Source organism: Alkalibacterium subtropicum, from assembly GCF_900112455.1.
In the GTDB taxonomy this organism is placed as follows: Bacteria; Bacillota; Bacilli; order Lactobacillales; family Carnobacteriaceae_A; genus Alkalibacterium; species Alkalibacterium subtropicum.
Genome location: NZ_FOLT01000003.1, coordinates 1 through 19546, shown reverse-complemented (window position 1 = coordinate 19546; position 19546 = coordinate 1). Strand labels below are relative to the sequence as shown.

Here is a 19546-nt window from a genome sequence, read left to right as displayed (position 1 = left end):
TCAATCAGTCAGGGAGATAAGTACCGCTTTACCGTGATCACAGATAAACTGGTTCGCATGGACTATTGGGAAGAAGGGATTTTTGAGGACCGCTTCACTCAGATCGTCGTCCAACGCTGTAGTGCCGATGTGGATTTTAAAGTAAAAGTTTTTGAGAATGATAAACCGATCGAACGTATTTAAGACGAGGATAATGAGGAAGAGACTACCTGATGACAGGCTCAGGCAAAGGAGCAGCATTTGAGAATGGCTTCAACCTTGGTAACTTTTGGAAATCGGACCTCAGGACAAACACTATGTATCCGCACGGCTCTTGGGAGACAGAATCAACCAGATCTTGGCCAATGAAATAGAAGGAGAAGTAAAGGAAGAACTTGCATTTACTGACAAACTGCCTTATAAATAAAGCAGAAAATCATGTGACTTTTGCTTCTTTAGATATTCGATTAGAGCGTCAAGCTGATGGCACTTATTATTTAAGAAAATTGAATTAACCTAAAAGCAAAGGTTCTCTTAAGGTATAATCAAAAGGAAAAGCTATAAGGAGAGGAGTATTATCATGAAAGAAGATTATTTCCAGAGGAACTCCCTGTTTGAAGATGTTTATTACTTGACTAAAGGTTACGAGTCATGCGTACCGGGGCATCACTATGGACCTGCACGCAGGGAATATTATCTCATCCATATCATTGAAGAAGGGGAGGGCACCTTCATATCTAAGGAGGTCAAATACAACCTAAAAGCCGGTCAGTTTTTTATGATCTATCCTAATGAGACCAACTACTATAAAGCGGATGAACAGGATCCATGGAAGTATTACTGGATTGGTTTTGAAGGAGGCAAGGTTGAATCTTTGCTTAAAAGTGTAGGGATCACCCGTCAGACACCGGTAGGGAAAACCCACGACAGGAAAGAAACGATCAATCTTATGAAGAAAATAATCCAAACCCCGAATACGGATAATGTTTCACTGATCACCTTGCAAAGTTATTTTTACTCACTGTTGGCTCATTTGTCGATCGAACAAGAACTGTATGACAGCGAAACACGCCCTGACATTATCAACAAAGACGTCGCCTACACGAACCAGGCTATTCAACTGATTCAGGATAATTACAAGGATACAGATTTTTCGATAAAGCAAGTGAGTGATGAACTTGCTCTTAATGCCTCATATCTTTCTCAAGTGTTTAAAAGGACGACCGGCAGGACCATGAATGACTATCTGATCGATTACAGGATCCAAAAAGGAAGAGAGCTCTTGGACACGACGCAGGAATCGATCCAGGATATCAGTGAAAGTGTTGGCTATATAAATCCTTTGAGTTATACACGAATCTTTAAAAACAAGATGAAAATGACCCCTCGCGAGTATAGAAAGAAGCGAGAACATTATAAAGACAGATAGTAAACATTTACTAAAACTAAAAAAAGGTATGTTTTCGCTATTCTCAAGATTATTATTATTCAGATTTCTCTGATAAGATTACATCATAGTAAAACGTTTACAAAGCCTTTACACAAGTGGATTTTTTACTAAAAGAAAATAAAAGGGGTAATAATCATGAAAAGTAACTGGAAAAAATTATCTTTAACAATCGGCTTGGGAACCGCTCTTATTTTAACAGGATGTAGTTCTGATAGTTCTGCCAATGAAGATGTTACACTCACATATAGTATATGGGATCAGGGCCAGGCAGAAGGCATGAATGCAATTGCGGACGCTTTTGAAGAAGAGAATCCTACTATTCAGGTAAATGTTGAAGTGACACCTTGGGATCAGTACTGGACCAAACTCGAATCAGGTGCACAGGGAGAAAGTTTACCAGATCTCTTCTGGATGCACTCCAACGAATTTGCCAATTATTCGGAAGGTCAAATACTCATGGACGTCACTGATTTGGCAGACGAAAGTGAGACACTAAATATGGCAGATTTTCCTGAAGAGCTAGTCGAACTTTATACAACGGAGAACGATGAATTATTAGGTGTTCCAAAAGACTACGGGAATATTGGTTTATGGTATAACAAAACACTATTCGACGAAGCGGGGTTAGACTATCCGGATGAAGACTGGACGTGGGATGATCTTCTGGAAAATGCAGAGATCCTTACTGACGTAGAAAACGATGTGTACGGTGTTCTAGCACCTCTAAACAGAGAAGAAGGATACCATAACTTTATTCACCAAAATGGAGGCTATGTTATATCTGAAGACAAAACAACCTCTGGATTTCGGGAAGATGAGACTGTAGAAGCTGTTCAGTGGTATGCTGACTTAAGTGTTGAGCATGGCGTATCCCCTACAGTAGGTCAATTTGCAGATAACTCTAATTTATCATTTTTCCAATCTGGACGTGCAGCAATGGGGTTCTTCGGTTCATGGATGATTTCGCAACTGGCTGAAAATGAATATACCAATGAAAATGTTGATGTCGCTCCAATGCCAGCTGGCACTGAAGAAGCTGTGATTTATAATGGATTGGCTAATTCAATATCAGCATTTACAGACTATCCAGAAGAGGCACGTCAATTTTTAGAATTTTTATCTTCTGAAGAAGCTATGATCATTCAAGGTGAATACGGAAGCGCGATTCCTGCGCTGAGTGGAACAGACACATCATTCCTTGAAGCTTATCCACAATTTAATATCCAGGCTTATCTAGATCAAATGGAATATGCAGTGATCAAACCGTATTCCAAATACACAGCCCGCTGGGAAGATGTAGAAAATCAAGCCCTCATTCCTGTATTTGAAGGAGAGGCCACGGTTGAAGAAGTCTCTGAAACCATCATTACGGGTGTCGAAGAAGTTTTGGAAAGCGAAAATTAATTTAAAAATCAACTGGTTAATAGCTTATACTGTTCCGGGCCTGAGACATTTGTCCAGGCCCGTGTTCACATAGGAGGTAAATTATGGAAGCTCACAACCCACAAGTAAACACTTTAACGACAAAAAAAGCTAAGCTAAACAAGAAAAAAAATATGATGTTTTGGGGATGGATATTGATAGCACCCACTCTTATAGGTTTACTGGTGTTAAATATTTTCCCTGTTATTCAGACTGTGTATTTAAGTTTTCACAGCGTCAGTACATTTGGTCAATCGACTTTCATTGGTTTAGAAAATTACATTAAAATGTTCAACGACGCTGATTTTTGGCAGTCTCTCAGTAATACGTTACTCTACGCTGGAATACAAGTACCCGTTACAGTCGTGCTTTCTACTTTGGCAGCAGTATTACTAAATACTAAAATTAAAGGATTGAGTGTATATCGAACGTTATATTTTCTGCCAATGATAGCTGCCCCAGCAGCCGTTGCGATGGTATGGAGATGGCTGTTCAACTCCCAATACGGTCTGATAAATTTGATGATAGAGAGCTTAGGATTCAATGCGGATATTCAGTGGTTATCAGACCCTAGCCTTGTACTATGGGCAGTAATAATAGTAGGTGTCTGGTCTAGTGTGGGTTATAACATGATTTTACTGCTGGCTGGTCTGCAAGAGATTTCCAAAGATTATTATGAAGCAGCGACTATGGATGGGGCCAGTAAACTAAGACAATTTTTTCAAATCACCTTACCACTTTTGACTCCTCAGTTATTTTTTGTATTAGTCACAAGTATTATTTCTGCCTTACAAGTTTTTGATGTCATATTTGTTATGTTTGATGTGACAAACCCATCTCTTTCTTCAGTTCAGTCACTTGTATATGTGTTTTTCCATGAATCGTACGTACTGAATGATAAAGGTTATGGATCAGCTATAATCATTGTTCTAGTTCTAATCATCATGATTATTACAGTTATTCAGCTTCTGGGTCAGAAAAAATGGGTCAACTATGATTAGGAGGAACGAAACATGCATAAAAAGCTAAATACTAAAACGAAGACGATTATCCATGTGATTTTGATCATCGGCGCTGTAGCCATGATCCTTCCCTTTGTCTGGATGATTTTAACTTCCGGAAAAACAGTAGCAGAATCGACGATGATCCCTCCACAGATACTTCCAGATAGTTTCAGGTGGGAAAATTATTCAACGGTTTGGGATGCTCTGCCGTTTATCAGTTTCTTTATCAATACTGGGCTTATGATATTCTTCAGGATATTGACGTCGACCCTATTTAGTGCCATGGCTACTTTTGCCGTAGCGAAGTTAGAGTTCCCCGGCAAAAACGTCTTTTTCATGATCGTACTGACACAAATGATGATTCCACCACAGATCTTTTTGACACCGCAGTATTTACTGGTTCAAAATCTCGGACTGCTGAACACAGTACCGGCTTTGGTTATTCCAGGTCTGGTTTCGGCTTTTGGTACATTTTTACTTCGCCAGTTCTTCATGAAGCTACCTGATGAGCTGATGGAAGCCGCGACTATTGACGGCGCAAATATCTGGCAAATATTTTATAGGATTTATCTACCGTTGGCTAAATCTGGTTTAGTTTCTCTGGCAATATTTACAGCACTCTTTGCGTATAAAGATTTGATGTGGCCACTGATCGTTAATATGTCTCAGAACAAAATGACTTTATCTGCTGGATTGGCAAGCTTGCAGGGGCAATATGCAACAAATTATCCTGAATTGATGGCCGGTTCAGTGCTGGCGATCATCCCAATGGTGATTTTATATGTAATTTTCCAGAAACGCTTTATTCAAGGTATCGCAACAACAGGAGGGAAATAATGAAAATTTTTTATAACGAAAAGACCCAAAGTTTCCATTTAAGGAACGACTTCATAAGCTACCAGTTTTCAGTGGCAGAAGGAAAGTATCTCACGCACAACTATTGGGGAAAAGCCGTGTCGGATAACCATTCTGCAGCGGACTACCGTTATGCTGATCGTTCTTTCAGTGTTAACCCGAACAGCATCAAAGGTAGAAAATTCTCTTTAACGACACTGCCGCAGGAATTCCCGGGGGATAATAACGGTGACTTCAGGGAATCAGCCTTGAATCTTCGTTATGAAGACGGGTCTTTCAGTACTCATTTAGTATACGATTCTCATGAAATCATTAAAGGCAAGCCGGCGATAAATGGATTGCCAAACACATATGTGAGTAAAGATGGGGAAGCTGAAACGTTAAAAATCTCGCTCATCGAGCAGACCAAAAAAATCGAGGTAAATCTTTTTTATACAATATTCAAAGACTATCCTGTGATCACACGGTCAACAGAAATAATCAATAACAGCAACCTAACTATAGATATAGAAAAACTATTAAGTGCATCCGTAGATTTTGATCATGCGCATTTCGATTTAGTTCAGCTTCCCGGAGCTTGGGGGAGAGAACGTGAAATCGAAAGACATGGCATTTCACGAGGCATTCATAAACTGGACTCTAAAAGAGGGACGACCAGTCATACGTATCAGCCGTTTATGGCACTGACTGAGCCGTATACCACTGAACATAGCGGTGACGTCTATGGCATGCATTTCGTTTACTCCGGAGAATTCGTGGCAAATGTCGAAGTCGATGAGTACCGAAAAACCAGACTTCAAATGGGGATCAGTCCAGAGCATTTTTCATGGAGACTTGACCAGGGGGAGTCCTTCCATACACCAGAAGTTGTCATGGTATATAGTGACCAGGGTCTGAATAAAATGTCTCAAGATCTTCATTCACTCTATCAGCATCACCTGATCCGTGGTGAACACCAGTATAGAGAGCGTCCGGTACTGATCAACAACTGGGAAGGGACGTACTTCGACTTTACAGAAAAGAAAATCTTAAGTATGGCTGATGAGGCAGCTAAGCTGGGCATCGAGCTTTTCGTCTTAGACGACGGCTGGTTCGGTAAAAGAGATAATGACTTTTCATCCTTAGGTGACTGGTTTGTATATCAAGAAAAACTGCCGAACGGCTTGAAAGCACTGGCGGAAAAAATCAAAAGCAAGGGGCTCAAGTTCGGGCTATGGTTTGAACCGGAAATGATATCTGAAGATAGTGACCTTTACCGCGAACATCCGGAGTGGGTACTTAAGGCGAAAGCAAGCTCTCCTTCTCGCGGCAGAGATCAGTTCGTCCTTGACTTCAGTCAAAAAGACGCACGCAGACATGTTCTGAATCAGATGAAAAAGATTTTAGATGAAGTCCCGATCGACTATATTAAATGGGACTACAACCGAAACATGAGCGAGATCGGTTCGCAGGACAGTTCCATTAGAGACGGAGAAGTGAGTCATCGCTTCATGCTGGGCCTTTATGAGGTATTAGAAGACTTGATCACGTCTTACCCCGCTATCCTTTGGGAAAGCTGTTCAGGCGGCGGGGGCAGATACGACCCGGGTATGCTGCATTATATGCCACAGACATGGACCTCAGATAACACGGATGCTGTCTCCAGGCTTGAAATTCAGACCGGAACTAGCATGACGATGCCGATCAGTTCGATGGGGTCACACGTTTCAGCTGTTCCCAATCATCAAGTCAATCGCATCACGTCTCTGAAAATGCGCGGCGATGTAGCGATGGCTGGAAACTTAGGCTATGAACTCGATGTCACCCAGATGACTGATGAAGAAAAAGCTGAAGTCAAAGATCAAATTAGTTTTTATAAAGAACACCGGAAATTGGTACAATATGGCACATTCTACCGCATTTACAGTCCCTTTGATGAAAAAGACCGAACATCCTGGATGATCGTAAGTAAAGAACGGGACGAAGCCTTAATGTACTATTACAAAATCCTAGACCGCGCCAATACCTTATCTGAACGAGTGAAATTCAAAGGGCTGGATCCTGAAACACTGTATCAGGTAAATGACTCAGATGTGCATTACTACGGTGATGAGCTGATGAATAAAGGGATCTATATAGACCCTCTAGCTTCAGTGGATGGTCACGGTGAACCGATGCCGCTCGGCGATTTCAGAAGTGAAATCATCAAACTTTCTAAAGTCATAACCAATTAAAATATATACGTCAAAAGGTGGTCACTAGAAGCGTGTTCTTATGACCACCTTTTGACTGATCTAAAATTCAGGAAATGAGCTTGTAACATTTAGACTGGAAGTGAGAACGTAATCAAGTAATAAGATACAAAATGATGTTGAACGGTACTTTGATCCCAGGGCTATTGACATCTTTGCTGAGGTACGGCCCAGTCGTTGACGTCAGGACTGTGATTTTATCTCTGTTCACAGGGCGCTCGTCCCAATTATTCGTGAAAAACTGCTATAACTCAATTACGACAAGGGGATGACCATCACTGATTTATAAACGTGGGGCGAATGAAATAATTAGAGGAGGAAATTGAATGATAGATAATAAAGCAATGCTGATTACTTATGCAGATAGCTTAGGTAAAGATCTGAATGAATTAAAAGAGGTACTAGATAAATATTTCAATGATGCCATAGGTGGTGTCCATCTCCTGCCATTTTTTCCTTCAACGGGGGACCGCGGCTTTGCGCCAAGCGACTACACGCAAGTCGATCAATCCTTTGGGACATGGGAAGACATCGAAGAGTTAGGCGAAAAATATTACCTGATGTTCGATTTCATGATCAATCACATTTCCAGAGAATCTAAATTCTTCAAGGATTTTAAAGAAAAGCACAATGAGTCAGACTACAAAGAAATGTTCATCCGTATCCGAGAATTCTTTCCGGATGAACGACCAAATAAAAAGGATATCGATTTAATATACAAACGCAAAGACAAAGCACCCTTCCAGGAAGTTGCATTCGCTGACGGAAAAATAGAAGAGGTGTGGAATACATTCGGAGAAGAACAGATCGATCTTGACGTTACCAAAGATGTGACGAAACAGTTTATCCGGGAAACGATAAAAGACATGGCTAGTCATGGCTGCGACTTGATCCGGCTGGATGCCTTTGCTTATGCGATCAAAAAACTGGACACTAATTGTTTCTTTATCGAACCGGACATCTGGGAACTGCTTGAAGATGTCAGGCAGGAAGCTGCGAAGTATGAGATCGAATTACTGCCTGAAATCCACGAACATTACTCGATACAAATGAAAATCGCCAGCCATGATTACTTCATTTATGATTTTGCTTTGCCAATGGTGACCTTGTACTCTTTATACAGCGGAAAAACCAATCGTCTGGCTGACTGGCTGAAGAAAAGTCCGATGAAACAGTTTACGACTCTCGATACTCACGACGGCATAGGGGTCGTCGATGCTAAAGATATATTGCTGGATGACGAACTCGATTTCACGTCAGAAGAACTCTATAAGGTCGGTGCTAATGTCAAAAGGATCTATTCCTCTTAAAGCTACAATAATCTGGATATTTATCAGATCAACACCACCTACTATAGTGCATTGGGCGACAATGACTTGAGCTACCTGTTAGCAAGAGCGATTCAGGTCTTTGCTCCAGGTATACCGCAGATTTACTATGTTGGTCTGTTGGCAGGAAAGAATGATATCAAACTGCTTGAGGAAACTAAAGAAGGACGTAATATCAATCGTCACTACTACTCAGTAGAAGAAATAAAAGAGGATGTCAGCAAGCCGGTCGTAGCCAATCTGCTTAAAATCTTAGAGTTTAGAAACACGTCTCAAGCATTTGATCTTGAGGGTACGATCATGATCGATACTCCTTCAGAATCACAAATCATCATCGAGCGAACTGACAAAGAAGGTGCTTCAACTGCTATTCTTAAAGCTGACTTGGAAACAAAAGCATTCACAATTCATAAAAATGGACTGAAAATTTTTGAACAGTTAGCGGAAACCAGATAGTTGCACACACATCATGAATATAGCTGGAGCCGCACGAGTGGATCTTTCCGACCACATCGATGCGGCTCTTTCTCTTTAAATAAACGTTTAAAAAAGTAAAGTTAAATATCTTTACTAATTTTACTAAAATATTAGGTAAACGCTTGCAATGTTTGGCATTTTTTTATATGATTGTTACAACAATATAAGAAAGGGGTTACAAAAAGGTTTCTGGATACAATTATTGAAGGAAGGTGGTCATCATCGTCTCTACGAATTATTTGAAACACGATATTCTGGAAGTGAACCGTCAGCCTGAACATGCGTACTTCTTTTCATACAGAGATAAGGAGACAGCACTTACCTATGACCGGTCACGATCCAGCGGTTTTACCTTACTGAACGGCGCCTGGAAGTTTCATTACGGCAGGCATCCCAATGACGTAGACGAGGATTTTTTCAGGAATGATTTCAATGATTCAGCGTGGGAATCGCTTCATGTTCCGTCCCACTGGGAAATGAAAGGCTATGGTAAACCTCATTATACAAACGTGCAGTACCCGTTTCCGGTCGATCCACCGCACATTCCGTCAGAAAATCCGACGGGCGCCTACCGGAAAATATTTTACTTAAGCGAAGTGAAAGAACGGTCAGTCATCCGGTTCGAAGGGGTAGACAATGCCTTCGATCTCTGGCTGAACGGTGAATACATCGGTTACTCGACCGGCAGCCGTGTCGCGGCAGAGTTCGATGTTTCGGATCTATTGATTAAAGGACACAACACTCTGGCCGTCAAAGTGTACAAGTGGTCAGCACAAAGTTATCTGGAAGATCAGGACATGTGGTGGCTGTCAGGCATATTCAGAGATGTGTATATCCTGTCGAAAGAGCCTGCCGGGATCAAGGACTTCTTCGTTAAAACGACCTTTGAAGGCGAATATAAAGATGCCGAACTGAATCTGTCACTGGATGTGACGGAAGAAACAGTCGGCAAAGATGTGAAGATCGAACTCTTGGATAAAAAACACAACAAGGTCTTTGAAGAGACCCTATCGATCGATCAAGAGACAGTCAGTTTTTCAAAAAAGGTTGAGGCACCGGAAAAATGGTCGGCAGAAGACCCGACGCTTTATCATCTCCTGTTTACTATAGAAGATAATGGAAGCGTTTTAGAAATCGTGCCGCAGCGAGCCGGCTTTAGACAAGTGGAACTCAAAGACGGTCTGATCAAGGTGAACGGTAAGCGTATTTTATTTAAAGGTGTGAACCGGCACGAATTTCATCCGGAACACGGACGGGCTGTTCCCATCGATGTGATGGAACAGGATCTGAAACTGATGAAGCAGCACAACATCAATGCGATCCGGACGTCACACTATCCAAGTGATCCGCGTTTTTACGATTTGTGCGATGAGTACGGTTTTTACGTGATCGATGAAACGGACCTGGAAACGCACGGCTTTACCTTGATCAACGATCTGGACCAGCTGAGTGACAATAAGGACTGGGAGAAGAATTACATCGACCGCATCAGACGTATGGTGGAACGGGACAAGAACCATCCGGCCGTCATCATCTGGTCTCTCGGTAACGAGTCAGGTTTCGGTCAGAATCATCTGGCGATGGCTGAGTGGGCACGAGGTCGGGACGAGACTCGTCTGCTCCATTATGAAGGTGAAACGATCCGTATTTTGGACGAATCAAATTATGAACCCAAAACACTGAATCAGAGTGCCGACTTCTTCTCAACGATGTACACAGATGTCGGTCGCCTGGAAAAACTGGGTAAACAGACTCATCTGGATCAGCCGCATGTCTTATGTGAATTTGCGCATGCGATGGGGAATGGACCCGGCGGCTTCAAGGAATATACCGACTTGTTCAACAAATATCCGCGTCTTCAGGGAGGCTTTGTCTGGGAATGGATCGATCATGGCATCAAAGCGGTCAATGAAGACGGCGACCTGTTCTATGCTTACGGCGGCGACTTCGGGGAACATCCGCATGACGGCAATTTCGTCATCGACGGGCTGATTTTTCCTGACCGCACTCCCTCACCGGCTCTCTTAGACTACAAGCGGGCGATCCAGCCGGTGAAAGCAGAGCTGGAAGGCAATCAGCTCACGATTACCAACCGCTATGACTTTATCGATTTAAGCAAGTTGAGAGCCAGCTGGGTGCTGAAACAGAATGGCAGGATTTTGGATCAGGGCGAAATGGATGTCTCCGGCATCAAAGCTCAAAAATCCGAAACGTTCGACTTGCCGCTTGACATGTCAGCTGTCACGAAAGAATCCCAGCTTCTGATCGAATGCCACACGAAAAACACTGAGCGCTGGAGTGATTCAGGTCATCTCGTAGCCTGGCATCAGTTTATGATCGGCAGCGGAGTGACCTATCCAACACGACACACAACAGATGAACCGATCACAGTCATGGAAGACGGCGACTTGCTCCTTCTGAAAAACGGTCAGTTCGAACTGATCTTTGATACCTTTGAAGGAAAAATCAGAACGTATAGGGTCAATGGGGACCTTCTTATAGAAGAGGGACCGGCGAACAACTTCTGGCGGGCCATGACTGATAACGACAGTATCGGACACGACGATTTCAATACGCGTCCTAATAAAGAGGCTTGGAAGCAGTACGGTGTGGATCACTTCCAGGAGCGTATCGAAGCGGTGTCGGTCGATCTGGACGGAGACGATTTCGTCATTAAGGTTAAGAGCACACTGGCTCCACCGGTCCTCAGCTGGGGCTTTCGCTCGACCGTCACGTATACGGTCAGACCGAACGGTGTCATCACGATAGACGTCAAAGGCGACAAATTCGGGAACGGCCCGCTGACTTTACCGAAGATCGGCCTGAAGATGGCCATCTCAAAATGGCTCGACCAGGTGACATGGTACGGCAATGGTCCGGGAGAATCTTATCCGGATATTCAGTTCGCCACCAGGAAAGATGTCTGGACACTGAAGAGTGACGAACTGGGAACACCTTACATTATGCCTCAGGAAAATGGAAACCGCAGCGATGTCGACTGGGTAAGCTTCACACACAGTGACGGAACGGGCTTCCTTGTAAAAGGGAACGATTTGAACTTCAGTCTGAGGGAATGCAGCACGGAAACACTGGATGAAGCGAAACACATCTATGAGCTTGTTAAAGAAGACACGATGGAATTGAATGTCGATTATAAACTGAACGGCATCGGGTCTTCGAGTTGCGGACCGGGGGTGTTAGATAAGTATAAGTTGGCTAATGAGAGTTATCAGTATCATATAAGTCTGGAACCATACACAAGATAAGCAGTCAAATAAAAATAAAAATGGAGGGTTTTACAATGTTCAGCAAAAAACATTTATTTTTAAGTGCTTCAGCCGTATTATTACTCGCAGCTTGTGGTAACGGAGACGACGAAACGGGAGATACAGGTGATACAGGGGAAGAAACCACTGAGGAAACCAGTGGGGACATGAACGAACTGACCGTCTGGACATGGGATCCTAACTTCAACGTTAGGGCTTTGGAGATGGCTGAAGAACGTTATCAGGAAGAGAACCCGGATTTCTCACTCAATATCGTTGAGAACTCACAGGAAGATGTTGTGCAGCGTCTGAACACCAGCTTGAGTTCCGGTGTCGATACAGGATTGCCGCAGATCGTCTTTATTGAAGACTACCGTGCACCAAGTTTCCTGAACTCTTATGACGATGCGTTCTATCCATTAGGCGACTATTACAACACCGATGAATTTGCCGACTATAAAGTAGCGGCAGGTACGGTGGATGGCAACGTCTATAATGTGCCTTTTGATACAGGGGTGACTGGCCTGTATGCCCGTACGGATTATCTGGAAGAAGCAGGGTATAGTCTTGAGGATCTGGAAGACATCACGTGGGACGAGTACATTGAAATCGGTAAAGATGTCTATGATCAGACAGGCATCAAGTGGATCACGAATGATCACGGCGATTTAGGACTCATGCGTATCATGCTTCAGTCATCGGGCGTGTGGTGGACAGAAGACGACGGTACGACACCGTATATAGCTGATAACGAAGCACTCAAAATGGCCTTTGAAGACTACAAAGAAATGGTCGAGGCGGACATCATGAATGTCCATAATGAATGGGATCAGTTTATCCAGACATTCAATAACGGCGATGTCGTAACCGTGCCTACAGGTAACTGGATCTCCGCTTCCATCATGCAGGCTGAAGACCAGTCGGGCAACTGGGGTATTGCACCGATCCCACGTCAGGATATGGAAGGCTCAGTCAACGCCTCCAACTTAGGCGGATCATCCATTTATGTCCTGCAGGGCGAAGGACAGGAAGCTGCAGCAGAATTTTTGGCTGCAACATTCGGTTCAGACGTCGAGTTCTACCAGGAACTGGTCACAGAAATCAATGCTTTAGGGGCTTATGAGCCGGCAATGGAAGGTGAAGCATATGAACAAGAAAGTGAATTCTATGGTGGCCAGCAGATATTCCAAGACTTATCCGAATGGACACAGGAGATCCCTGAAGTCGAATTCGGTCAAAGAACTTACGAAATCCAGGATATCCTGGCTGTGGCCCTTCAGGATTACTTGAATGGAGCTGACTTGGACGAGGTCCTCCAGAATGCCCAGGAACAGGCAGAGTCAAACATGTAATATTTAGTTAGACTGTTAAAGACTCTTTCAAGCTATATCTTGGGAGAGTCTTTAATATCAGTATAAAAGGGGGAGTTACGTTGACTGAAATGACTGAGGAGATAAAAAAGACTAAAAAAGGGAAATTAGAACGCAACCGCATCTGGATGAGCTGGACCTTTGTCCTGATTCCCACGCTGTTTATTATCACGTTTTACTTTTATCCGATGATCCAGGCCTTCTGGATCTCACTCCACACGGGGACCGGGGTCAATCTGGACTTTACCGGACTGGATAACTACAGACGTCTGTTCAACGACCAGGCCTTCATTACGGCCGTCACGAATACCTTCATCTTCTTTATCTTCCAGATTCCACTGATGATCATTCTGGCTTTATTTTTCTCAGTGCTTTTGAATCAGAAGACCCTGCATTTCAAAGGGATATTCAGAACACTGGTGTTCCTGCCGGCCATCACGTCGCTGGTTGCCTACTCACTGATTTTCAGGTACTTATTTTCCAATGACGGGGTCGTCAACCAGGCCTTGATGTTCATGAACCTCATCGATGCACCGATATTCTGGCTGGGTGATCCTTTCTGGGCGAAAGTGCTGATCATCATCGCGATCACCTGGCGCTGGACCGGATACAATATGATCTTTTACTTATCCGCTTTACAGAATATCGATCCGGGAATTTATGAAGCCGCCCGTATCGACGGGGCGAGTGCCGTGCAGCAGTTCTTTCGGATCACGATTCCGATGCTGCGTCCGGTCATCCTGTTTACGTCCATCACCTCAACTATCGGGACTTTGCAGTTGTTCGATGAACCGATGAACTTGACCGGTGGAGGTCCCGGGAATGCCACGACGACTATTTCGCAGTATATTTATAACTTGTCGTTCGAATATACGCCGAATTTCGGCTATGCAGCGGCGGTCTCGTACAGTATTGTCGTCTTTGTACTGATCCTGTCAGCCATTCAGTTTAGAGTCGGGAGGGAAAGAAAATGAAAAACGAAAAACGCATGAAACGTATTGCCACCTATGTCTTTCTCATACTTGTCTCTTTCATCTTCTTTTTCCCGTTCTATTTCCTGATCGTCAGCATCACCAACCCTTCCATCGACATCACTAGAGGGGATCTGCTGCCGGGAAGTCATCTTATCGAAAACTTCCGTACGATGATCGAAACGACTCCGATCGGCCTGTCGATCTGGAACTCGGCTCTGGTCTCTGTCGGCCAGACGATCATTTCGATCTTTGTGTCGTCTCTGGCAGGGTACGGCTTTGAAGTCCATCCAAGCCGCGGAAAAGAAGTCGTTTATAACATCATTCTACTTTCCATGATGATCCCGTTTGCCGCACTAATGGTTCCTCTGTTCCGACTGTTCGGGACCATTTCCGGCATCGTACCGGCTTTGGGGATCGACACGCTGTTCGGTGTCGTCCTGCCTTATGTCTCGACAGCCTTTTTGGTTTTCTTCTTCAGACAGAACACCAAGATGTTCCCGAAAGAACTGATCGAAGCGGGACGTATCGACGGCTTGTCCGAACTCGGCATCTTCGTCAAAATCTTCATTCCAACGATGAAAACGACCTATGCCGCGGCTGGGATCGTAACCTTCATGAACTCCTGGAACAACTACCTGTGGCCGCTGATCGTTTTGCAGTCACCAAGCAACTATACGGTTCCTTTGGTCATTTCGGCTATGGGTTCCGGTTACACGATCGACTACGGCTCTGTCATGATCGCCATCTTCATCACGACGATCCCGACCGCCGTCATCTTCTTTGTCCTTCAGAAGTACTTCGTTCAGGGCATGGTCGGCTCGATCAAATAAGTTTTTTAATACGTTAGTATAGAGAAGAGACACCCGAAAAGATGTGCTTATCCTTTTTGGGTGTTTTCTGCTATGCCGTGTATAAGGTTAGCGAGTTCCATACCAACTCATTGGGATTTCTAACATGGGTGTGTAAGCAACTTACAGCGCGTACTAACTGAATATATTATGCAGCCTTGAGATAGTAGGGAAAGCCTGATTGACTACCAACTCAGTAGAAGAAAATGGGTTAAGTATGTACGCAATACTGATTGCTTACTATCTCATTAATAGAGTACCGTGCGGGTTGGTAAGCAAAACGAATGGCCTGTTAACTCGTGGAGTAAGCAGCTGATGAGTGAGTAAGCTAAACGGATCGCTTACCGTCTCATTGCTAGATAGAAGGTGAGAAGGTAGACAGTAAAGAATTGGAGGTCAGAATATGCTTCAATTACATTTTAAGGGAGAGATAGAAGGTCTGGAAAAAGGAATTGACTATTTTAAAGACGAATTTGGATTCGAGATAAGTTCGGACGGTGTCGTCATTCAACTTCAACACGATCCAAGTTCTGCCGCTTTAGCTACCGGGTTTGATGGCAGCGAAGGAACGATTCGGTATACGACCCGCAACTCCTTCTTCCGTCAGCTCAGTCGCTGGCTGGCGTTCTATGAAAAAGAAACATCTTTTTATAAAGAAGAGACCATCTCCTTCAATAAGGTCGGAACCATGATCGATGTTTCTCGTAACGCCGTGCTGCATCTTGACGGAGCGAAAGAACTCCTTCGGCATATGGCGAAAATGGGATTCAATCAGGCCATGCTTTATTCAGAAGATACTTACGAGGTGGCAGGCTTTCCTTATTTCGGGTATCTCCGCGGAAGGTATTCCAAAGAGGAGCTTAACGCACTCGACGACTACGCTGATGACCTTGGCATCGAGATGATTCCGTGCATTCAGATACTCGGCCATTTGTATCAGGTCCTGCAGTACGGCACCCATGCAGATATCCAGGACACTTCGGATGTCCTTCTGGTCGGTGAACCTGAAACCTATGCTTTTATTGAGAAACTTATAACGAATGCCACAGCGCCTTTTCGCTCCAAACGGATACATATTGGTATGGATGAAGCCTTTGGTGTCGGGACGGGGCGTTATAGACAGAAAAACGGAAATAGAGATACCTTCGACATAATGAATGAGCATGTCCAGAAAGTCGTTGGGATTACAGAGAAACTGGGTCTGGAAGCGATGATGTGGAGTGACATGTATTACCGGGCAGGTTCCAAAACGGGGGATTACTATGATCAGGATGCAGAGGTCCCAGAAGAAATCATCAAAGAGATCCCCGAGGTGGACATGGTCTTCTGGGATTATTATCATGACGAGCCCGAAGCGTACAAACACTTCTTAATGAAACATATCGAAATGAAACAGAAAGTGATTTTTGCCGGAGGTGTCTGGACCTGGAACGGTATCGCACCGAACTACGGCAAGTCACTGGAAACGACGAAAGCGGCTTTACCGATATGTAAAGAGCTTGATATCAGAGAAGTCTTCGCGACGATGTGGGGAGACGATGGTGCAGAAACTCCAGCCATTGCTGCCTTGCCTGGACTTCAATATTTTGCGGATTTGTGTTACAGGGAAACAGTCGATTTTGAAGAGCTGGCTGTCGTTTTTGAAAATAACTTCGGGATGCCCTTCGATATCTTTTATCTGTTGAACCGTCTGGATGAGACGCCGGGGGTAGAGTTGAATAATCTGGAAACATCGGCGGGTTCCAAGGTGCTTTTATGGCAGGATCCGCTTCTGGGCCGTTTTGATAAAGTAATTGAGGGACATGACTTAAATACCTACTATAAAGACTTGGCTGAACAGCTGAGGCAGATCACTAACGAGAAGAAATCCTTTAGAGAGCTGTTTGCCTTATACACGCGACTGGCTTTTGTCCTGTCCAAGAAAGCTGAATTTGGCGTTCGGATGAAAGCGGCCTATGATAAGAAAGACAGGAAAGCATTGAGTAGACTAGCAGGTATCGCTGCAGAATTGACTGAAGACCTGGAGGAGCTTCGCCTGGCTCATCAAAAGGCCTGGACGACTTACAACAAACCTTTCGGATGGGAAGTGCTGGATATCCGGTACGGCGGGGCGGTGGCCCGAATGAAGACAGTCAGCTCACGTTTAGAAGCCTACTTAAATGGCGAACTGTCAGTTATCGAAGAACTGGAAGAAGACAAACTGCTCGATCCGTCTTCAACAACTAACGGCTTGGGAAGAGGCTTTTACAGAGATCTGGCCAGCACGAGTAAACTCTCAGGTGTGTAAGGCAATCAAATCGTCAATAAAGGAGAGAGGCAAATGTTTGAGATCAGAGAAGACTTTTACTGGAACGGAAAGCCGATCAAGATCATTTCCGGCGCCATTCATTACTTCAGAGTTGTCCCTGAATACTGGGAAGACCGGCTTAAAAAGCTGAAGGCGATGGGGGGCAATACGGTGGAAACGTATGCCCCGTGGAACGTGCATGAACCGAAAGAAGGACACTACGATTTTGACGGGATGCAAGATGTAGCAAAGTTCATCGAGACAGCTCAGTCGCTGGACCTGTTCGTCATCGTCCGACCGTCCCCTTATATTTGTGCCGAGTGGGAATTCGGCGGTCTGCCTAGCTGGCTTTTGAAAGATAAGGACATGAAACTGAGGACGTTTTATGAACCGTATTTAGATATGGTCGACCGGTATTTTGAAGTTTTATTTAAAGAACTCGCGCCTCTCCAAGCAACTAAGGGCGGACCGATCATCATGATGCAGGTGGAGAATGAATACGGCAGCTACAACAATGACAAGGACTATCTGAAGGTTCTGGTCGAGCTGATGAAGAGGTACGGTGTGGATGTCCCGCTGGTCACCAGTGACGGGACCTGGCTGGATATGCTGGAAAATGGAACCTTCCCAGAACAAGCTCATCCGACCGTTAATTTCGGATCGGACGGCGCGCATCACTTTGGCGAACTTGAACAGTTCATTGGTAAAGATTCTCCCTTAATGGTGATGGAATTCTGGATCGGCTGGTTCACTGCCTGGGGCAATGGGAAATACAACCGGACAGACTATAAGGAACAGGCAAAAGAGCTGCGGAACATTTTAAATAAAGGCCATGTCAACTTCTACATGTACCATGGCGGGACGAACTTCGGTTTCATGAATGGAGCCAATTATTATGAAGAATTCTCTCCGGACATCACCTCTTACGATTATGATGCACCCTTGACCGAGTGGGGAGACATAACTGAAAAATACAAGGCGTTTCGTGAAGTGATCCAAGACTTCACTCCAGAAGAACTGCCGGCCTTACCGGAACCTGTCAAAAAAACGGATTTCGGAAACGTACTGTTAAAGTCTCGCACGTCTTTATTCGATAACTTGGATAATTTAAGTGAAGGCGTAATGAGTCCCTACACGCTTTCCATGGAAGAACTGGATCAGGACTATGGCTATGTCCTGTACCGTCAAAACACCGGCAAGAAACGGAAAGTGGAAGACTTCCGCCTGCTGGGAACGAGTGACCGTGCTCAAGTGTTCCTGAACGGAGCGCTGGAACTGACCCAATACGCCAAGGAACTTGGCCGGAAAGAGACCTTCGAGTTGACTGAAAATGATATGACCATGGACATCCTCGTTGAAAACATGGGACGTGTCAACTACGGTCCGTGGCTCAAGAAGCAGTCCAAGGGCATAACAGACGGTGTTTTGGTGAACGGGACTTACCGAAGCGGCTGGACTCATTTCCCGCTGCCGCTTGATAATATCGAAGATGTGGAGTTCACAAAACCTTATAAAGAAAATACACCGAGCTTTTCGCTGTTTGAACTGGAAATCGATGAGAAAGCCGATACTTTCATCGATATGACTGGGTGGGGCAAAGGGGTGGTCTTTGTGAACGGCTTCAATCTCGGACGTTTCTGGGAGATCGGTCCCCAGTATAAACTTTACGTCCCCGCACCAATATTGAAAGAAGGTTTAAATCAGATCGTGGTGTTTGAAACAGAAGGCAAAGTGAAAGACGAACTGGCCTTTACAGATAAACCGCCGTACTAAATTCTATTATATTATAAGAAAAGGCAACGTTCAGTTGAGCATTGCCTTTTTTACTGACATTGGTCTTGATCAGATTTCTTAACTGAACCCGCTCATATTTTTGTATACTGCTTTCTGTATTCGTTATACTAGGTGTATGATCTATCGTGACACCTAGTATAAAAATAAAGTCACTCCACCTTCTGAAAGACTAACTATATAAAGTCAAGCGATAGGGTGCAAAATTAGCGTGATGATTTTTGTGGTTTTAAGAGCACATCAAATAAGCTTATTCTATTCTCA

General features: G+C 44.1%; 12 protein-coding genes and 1 pseudogene. All 13 read left to right on the top strand.

The features are described from left to right. The first annotated feature begins 33 nt into the window (after positions 1-33). Complete coding sequence (locus BM049_RS12175; protein ID WP_177188579.1) at positions 34-183, top strand: hypothetical protein; 150 nt, start codon at positions 34-36, stop codon at positions 181-183. A 376-nt stretch (positions 184-559) separates the two neighbouring features. Further along, positions 560-1408: an AraC family transcriptional regulator gene (locus tag BM049_RS03705; protein WP_091528752.1), complete on the top strand. Its 849-nt coding sequence runs from the start codon at positions 560-562 to the stop codon at positions 1406-1408. Between the two features lie 156 nt (positions 1409-1564). Continuing rightward, positions 1565-2833, top strand: a complete 1269-nt coding sequence (locus BM049_RS03700) for an ABC transporter substrate-binding protein (RefSeq protein ID WP_091528751.1) — start codon at positions 1565-1567, stop codon at positions 2831-2833. A 152-nt stretch (positions 2834-2985) separates the two neighbouring features. Beyond that, positions 2986-3852: a carbohydrate ABC transporter permease gene (locus BM049_RS03695; RefSeq protein ID WP_218147205.1), complete on the top strand. Its 867-nt coding sequence runs from the start codon at positions 2986-2988 to the stop codon at positions 3850-3852. Between the two features lie 12 nt (positions 3853-3864). Continuing rightward, complete coding sequence (locus BM049_RS03690; RefSeq protein ID WP_091528748.1) at positions 3865-4692, top strand: carbohydrate ABC transporter permease; 828 nt, start codon at positions 3865-3867, stop codon at positions 4690-4692. Beyond that, positions 4692-6923 carry an alpha-galactosidase gene (locus BM049_RS03685; RefSeq protein ID WP_091528746.1) on the top strand — a complete coding sequence of 744 codons (2232 nt, stop codon included), beginning with the start codon at positions 4692-4694 and terminating at the stop codon, positions 6921-6923. Before BM049_RS03690 ends, BM049_RS03685 begins: the two co-directional genes overlap by 1 nt. 344 nt (positions 6924-7267) lie before the next feature. Further along, positions 7268-8725 (top strand): annotated as a pseudogene (gtfA, locus tag BM049_RS03680) (sucrose phosphorylase). Between the two features lie 233 nt (positions 8726-8958). Beyond that, positions 8959-12012: a glycoside hydrolase family 2 TIM barrel-domain containing protein gene (locus tag BM049_RS03675; protein ID WP_218147200.1), complete on the top strand. Its 3054-nt coding sequence runs from the start codon at positions 8959-8961 to the stop codon at positions 12010-12012. 35 nt (positions 12013-12047) lie between these two features. Next, on the top strand, positions 12048-13364 hold the full coding sequence (locus BM049_RS03670; RefSeq protein WP_218147199.1) for an ABC transporter substrate-binding protein: 1317 nt from the start codon (positions 12048-12050) through the stop codon (positions 13362-13364). Positions 13365-13510: 146 nt separating this feature from the next. Then, a complete protein-coding gene (locus BM049_RS03665; RefSeq protein ID WP_091529184.1) occupies positions 13511-14356 on the top strand; it encodes a carbohydrate ABC transporter permease in 846 nt (281 codons plus the stop codon). Beyond that, the gene (locus tag BM049_RS03660; RefSeq protein WP_091528743.1) at positions 14353-15186 is read left to right on the top strand and encodes a carbohydrate ABC transporter permease; all 834 of its coding nucleotides are present in this window, start codon (positions 14353-14355) and stop codon (positions 15184-15186) included. The genes BM049_RS03665 and BM049_RS03660 overlap by 4 nt, the downstream gene beginning before the upstream one ends. Positions 15187-15607: 421 nt before the next feature. Continuing rightward, positions 15608-17491, top strand: coding sequence for a beta-N-acetylhexosaminidase (locus BM049_RS03655; RefSeq protein ID WP_091528741.1), 1884 nt, complete (start codon positions 15608-15610; stop codon positions 17489-17491). A gap of 33 nt (positions 17492-17524) precedes the next feature. Then, positions 17525-19264 carry a glycoside hydrolase family 35 protein gene (locus BM049_RS03650; RefSeq protein WP_091528740.1) on the top strand — a complete coding sequence of 580 codons (1740 nt, stop codon included), beginning with the start codon at positions 17525-17527 and terminating at the stop codon, positions 19262-19264. Positions 19265-19546: the final 282 nt, after the last annotated feature.

What these genes read in the sequence shown, in the direction of transcription:
- BM049_RS03705 (WP_091528752.1), top strand. Translation starts at nt 560, where the DNA reads ATGAAAGAAGATTATTTCCAGAGGAACTCCCTGTTTGAAGATGTTTAT.
- BM049_RS03670 (WP_218147199.1), top strand. Translation starts at nt 12,048, where the DNA reads ATGTTCAGCAAAAAACATTTATTTTTAAGTGCTTCAGCCGTATTATTA.
- BM049_RS03685 (WP_091528746.1), top strand. Translation starts at nt 4,692, where the DNA reads ATGAAAATTTTTTATAACGAAAAGACCCAAAGTTTCCATTTAAGGAAC.
- BM049_RS03690 (WP_091528748.1), top strand. Translation starts at nt 3,865, where the DNA reads ATGCATAAAAAGCTAAATACTAAAACGAAGACGATTATCCATGTGATT.
- BM049_RS03650 (WP_091528740.1), top strand. Translation starts at nt 17,525, where the DNA reads ATGTTTGAGATCAGAGAAGACTTTTACTGGAACGGAAAGCCGATCAAG.
- BM049_RS03695 (WP_218147205.1), top strand. Translation starts at nt 2,986, where the DNA reads ATGATGTTTTGGGGATGGATATTGATAGCACCCACTCTTATAGGTTTA.
- BM049_RS03660 (WP_091528743.1), top strand. Translation starts at nt 14,353, where the DNA reads ATGAAAAACGAAAAACGCATGAAACGTATTGCCACCTATGTCTTTCTC.
- BM049_RS03665 (WP_091529184.1), top strand. Translation starts at nt 13,511, where the DNA reads ATGAGCTGGACCTTTGTCCTGATTCCCACGCTGTTTATTATCACGTTT.
- BM049_RS03655 (WP_091528741.1), top strand. Translation starts at nt 15,608, where the DNA reads ATGCTTCAATTACATTTTAAGGGAGAGATAGAAGGTCTGGAAAAAGGA.
- BM049_RS03700 (WP_091528751.1), top strand. Translation starts at nt 1,565, where the DNA reads ATGAAAAGTAACTGGAAAAAATTATCTTTAACAATCGGCTTGGGAACC.